The 4,796-nt window shown below is 62.7% G+C and carries 4 protein-coding genes; all 4 read right to left on the minus strand.

Annotated elements, in window-relative coordinates; all coding sequences use genetic code 11:
• Positions 1-168 precede the first annotated feature (168 nt).
• Positions 169-996, minus strand: a complete 828-nt coding sequence (locus HU720_RS23695) for an ABC transporter permease (protein WP_186523555.1) — start codon at positions 994-996, stop codon at positions 169-171.
• An 11-nt stretch (positions 997-1,007) separates the two neighbouring features.
• Complete coding sequence (locus HU720_RS23700; RefSeq protein ID WP_186523557.1) at positions 1,008-2,255, minus strand: ABC transporter permease; 1,248 nt, start codon at positions 2,253-2,255, stop codon at positions 1,008-1,010.
• 66 nt (positions 2,256-2,321) lie between these two features.
• Positions 2,322-3,356 (minus strand): ABC transporter substrate-binding protein, encoded by a 1,035-nt coding sequence (locus HU720_RS23705; RefSeq protein ID WP_186523559.1) that lies wholly within the window; start codon positions 3,354-3,356, stop codon positions 2,322-2,324.
• Between the two features lie 40 nt (positions 3,357-3,396).
• Positions 3,397-4,509, minus strand: coding sequence for an ABC transporter ATP-binding protein (locus tag HU720_RS23710; protein WP_186523560.1), 1,113 nt, complete (start codon positions 4,507-4,509; stop codon positions 3,397-3,399).
• Positions 4,510-4,796: the final 287 nt, after the last annotated feature.

Raw genomic sequence — 4,796 nt, forward strand, 5'->3', positions numbered from 1 at the left:
CGCAGCCCTTTCGCGACACAAGGCCGCTCCTACACAATCAAAAGCGACTTGCCCGAAACCATAGAATCTCCCACAGAAGCCGCGTTCAGCCGCAATATCGAGGTCTGGCCCAGATTCCTGTGGGAGCTGGCGCCAGCCTGCGATGAGGCCAGCGCGGGTAACCAGCGTTCAGCCGGGTTGCTGGGTACGCAGTTTTTCACTGCGCCCCCGCAACCATTCAAGCGTCAGCAGCAACACCACCGAAAACGCGATCAACAAGGTAGCCGCCGCTGCGATGGTCGGGCTGAGGTTCTCGCGGATACCGCTGAACATCTGCCGTGGCAGGGTCGCCTGCTCGGGGCCGGCCAGAAACAGGGTCACCACCACCTCATCGAACGATGTGGCAAAGGCGAACAACGCCCCGGAGATCACCCCCGGCGCAATCAGCGGCAATGTCACCCGACGAAACGCCAGCAGCGGCGAGGCGCCCAGGCTGGCCGCGGCCCGTACCAGGTTGTAGTTGAAGCCCTGCAAGGTCGCCGACACGGTAATGATCACAAACGGCACACCCAGCACGGCATGCACCAGAATCAGCGAGGCAAAGCTGTTGCCCATGCCCAGCGGCGCGAAGAACAGGTAGCTGGCCACACCAATGATCACCACCGGTACCACCATGGGCGAAATCACCAGCGCCATCACCAGCGACTTGCCGGGGAAGTCGCCGCGGGTCAGGCCGATAGCGGCCAGCGTACCGAAGACCATGGCCAGCACCGTCGCCGCCGGGGCGACGATGATGCTGTTCTTCAGGGCGCGCATCCATTCCGCCGAGGCGAAGAAGTCTTGATACCAGTGCAGCGAGAAGCCCTGCAGCGGGTACACCAGGAAACTGCCGCTGTTGAATGAAAGCGGGATGATCACCAGCACCGGCAGCACCAGGAACAGCAGAATCAGGCCACACAGAATGCGCAGGGTGTAGAACCACACCCGCTCTACGGGCGACATGTAGGGGCTCAGCATGACAAGGCTCCTCAGCTCAGGCGCAGGCGGCTGGCGCCGACCAGCCAGCTATAGATCAGGTACAGCAGCACGGTGGCCAGCAGCAGCAACCCGCCGAGCGCGGTCGCCATGCCCCAGTTGATGCTGGTGTTGGTGTAGAAGGCCACGAAGTAGCTGACCATCTGGTCGTTGGGGCTGCCCAGCAGTGCCGGGGTGATGTAGTAGCCGATGGCCAGAATGAACACCAGCAGGCAGCCAGCACCCACCCCTGCGTAAGTCTGCGGGAAGTACACCCGCCAGAAGCTTGCGAACGGGTGACAGCCCAGCGAGATCGCGGCGCGCATGTAGCTGGGCGAAATGCCCTTCATCACGCTGTACAGCGGCAGGATCATGAACGGCAGCAGAATGTGCACCATCGAGATGTACACACCCGTGCGGTTGAACACCAACTCCAGCGGCTGGTCGATGATGCCCATCGCCATCAGCGCACTGTTGATCAGCCCGCCGGACTGCAACAGTACGATCCACGCCGCCACCCGCACCAGAATCGAGGTCCAGAACGGCAGCAGCACAAGAATCATCAGCAGGTTGCTCTGCCGGGTCGGCAGGTTGGCCAGCAGGTACGCCAGCGGGTAGGCCAGCACCAGGCAGATGGCGGTGATCACCACCCCCATCCACAGGGTCCGGGCGAAGATATCCAGGTAAATGGCCTGGTCAGGCGTGGTCTTGGCCAGTTCGCCAAGGTCGTCGATCCGGTGATCGGCCGACGCCAGCAGGTAGAACGGCGTGACGCTGCTGGTGTTGCGGCGAATCGCCTGCCAGTAGGCAGGGTCGCCCCAGCGCTCATCGATGCTCTGCAGGGCTTCTTTATAAGAGGCAGGCTCGACCTTGAACGGCAGCGCCCGGGCGGTCTTGGCCAGCAGGCTGCGGTAGCCGGCCAGCTCCATGTTCAGGCGCTTGGACAGGTCGCCCAAGGTCTGGTTCTTGCGCGATTCGGCAAGGTCTTCGCTCAAGGCCTTGTACACAGGCTCCGCGGGCAGGCTCTTGCCATCCCACTGCGCCACGGCCTCGACAGTGCGCGGCAGGCCGGCGACCACCTCGGGGTTGCCGATGCTCTTGTACAACAGCGCCGCAATCGGCACCAGGAACACCAGCAAAAGGAACAGCGCCAACGGCGCGATCAACGCCTGGGCCTTCCAGCGGTTGACCCGCTCGGCATGCTTGAGGCGCTGCTTGAGGCTTTTACCTGCGCCGTCGTTGAGGGGCACTGCAATGGCCATGGCGAACTCCGGAATTCGGGAAAACGGCGGGCGCCAGCCACACGGCCGGCGCCCCACGGGCGTGTGTTACTTCTTCGCAGCCCAGGCGTTGAAGCGTTGCTCCAGCTGTTCGCTGTTGTCGGCCCAGAAGGCCACGTCGATCTGCACCTGGTTGGCGATGTTCTCAGGCGTGGTCGGCATGTCTTTCTTCACCTCATCGGCCAGCAGCGGCACAGCCTTGGTGTTGGCCGGGCCGTAGGCGATGTTCTCGGAGTAGATCTTCTGCTGCTCGGGCGCCACGCTGTAGGCGATGAACTTCTTCGCCTCTTCGGCGTTCTTGGCGCCTTTCGGGATGGCCCAGGCATCGAAGTCGTAGATGCCGCCGTTCCACACCACCTTGAGGTTGCTTTCTTTCTGCACGGCGGCGATGCGGCCGTTGTAGGCAGAACTCATGACCACGTCACCCGAGGCCAGGTACTGCGGCGGCTGGGCGCCAGCTTCCCACCACTGGATGCTGGCCTTGAGTTGGTCGAGCTTCTTGAAGGCGCGGTCCACGCCGTCTTTGGTGCCCAGCACCTGGTAGACATCCTTCGGCGCCACGCCGTCGGCCATCAGCGCGAATTCCAGGGTGTACTTGGCGCCCTTGCGCAGGCCGCGCTTGCCAGGGAATTTCTTGGTGTCCCAGAAATCGGCCCAGCTGGTGGGTGCGGTCTTGAGCTTGTCGGCGTTATAGGCCAGCACGGTGGACCAGACGAAGAAGCCGACGCCGCAGGGCTGGATAGCACCCTTGACGTAGTCGCTCTCGTTGCCGAACAGCGCAGGGTCGAGCTCTTCGAACATGCCCTCGTCGCAACCCCGTGCCAGCTCCGGCGACTCGACTTCGACCAGGTTCCAGGACACGCTCTTGGTGTCGACCATGGCTTTGATCTTGGCCATCTCGCCGTTGTACTCACCGGCGACGATCTTGCCTTTGCCCGCCTTTTCCCACGGCTCGTAGAACGCCTTGACCTGGGCCGCCTTGTTGGCACCGCCGAACGAAATTACCGTGAGGTCCGCAGCCAGGGCTTGGCCTGCGGTTACCAGGCCAAGGGCCAGGGCGGTCAGTTTCAACTGCTTGCGCATTATTGTTCTCTCCACAGTACAGGGTTGGTGAAGCAATCGATCAGTGGGCTTCGGCAATCGGATCGAGCGCGCGGGCGTGCTCCACCTCCCAGCCCAGCGGTACCACATCGCCCACAGCCAGCGCCGGGTCGAGCTCGGCGATTGGCTGCTTGACGAAGAAATCGGCCTTGCCGCAGACCTCAAGGCGCACGCGCACGTGGTCGCCCAGGTAGATGAATTCGGCCACTCGGCCCGAGAAGCGGTTGACGCAGCTTTCGCTGTGGCCATTAAGGCGCACACGCTCGGGGCGCACCGACAGCGTGACCGGCTCGCCGGCCTTGCCGACGTTTACTGCCAAGGCCTCGACCCGCTCGCCACGCGGCAACTGCACCTGGCAACGCGTACCGTCGCTGGCAAGCAACGTGCCGTTGATGCGGTTGTTCTCGCCGATGAAGTTAGCCACGAAGGTATTGCACGGCTCTTCGTAGAGGGTGCGGGGGTCGGCAATCTGCTGAATTTCGCCTTGGTGGAACACCGCAACGCGGTCGGACATGGTCAGCGCCTCGCCCTGGTCGTGGGTCACGTACACCACAGTGACGCCCAGGCGCTGGTGGATATGCTTGATTTCCATCTGCATGTGTTCGCGCAGTTGTTTGTCCAGCGCACCCAGAGGTTCGTCCATCAGCACCAACTGCGGCTCGAACACCAGCGCACGGGCCAACGCCACGCGCTGCTGCTGGCCACCGGAAAGCTGGCCCGGGTAGCGCTTGGCGAAGGCGTCGAGCTGGACCATGCCCAGCACGCGCTTGACCCGCTCGCTGATGTCGGTCTTGCTCAGGTTGCGCACGCTCAGCGGAAACGCCAGGTTCTCGGCAACCGTCATGTGCGGGAACAGCGCGTAGTTCTGGAACACCATGCCGATGTCGCGCTTGTGCGGCGGCACGTTGTTGATCGAGCGCCCGTCCAGCAGGATCTCGCCAGCGGTGGGGGTCTCGAAGCCGGCCAGCATCATCAGGCTGGTGGTCTTGCCGGAGCCCGAGGGGCCGAGCAAGGTCAGGAACTCGCCTTTGCGAATGTCCAGGTTGAGGTCTTTGACGATCAGCGATTCGCCGTCGTAGCTCTTCTGCACACCACGGAAGCTGACCAGCGTCTCGTTCGAATTCGCCTCGCTCATGCCCTGCACCTTCTTGTTGGAATGACTGCGTAGGCACTAGCGTAGAAGAGGCGCAAAACCCCGGAAATCGGGGGCGCAGAGAGAATGTCATCAGCCAGATGGAAGACTTGCTGTAGGGCAATCCCTACACAGATGACGCTTTCAGATCACCACTTCAGGCTTCTGGGGGAGATTCTCTGGTTTTGTACAAGCCTGTTCTGGCCAGGCATATCTAATTGTGGCGAGCGGGCTTGCCCCGCGTTGGGCTGCGCAGCAGCCCTGAAACCCAAAGGGCTGCTGCGCAGCCC

The sequence above is a fragment of the Pseudomonas sp. SWRI51 genome, assembly GCF_014268825.1.
In the GTDB taxonomy this organism is placed as follows: domain Bacteria; phylum Pseudomonadota; class Gammaproteobacteria; order Pseudomonadales; family Pseudomonadaceae; genus Aquipseudomonas; species Aquipseudomonas farsensis.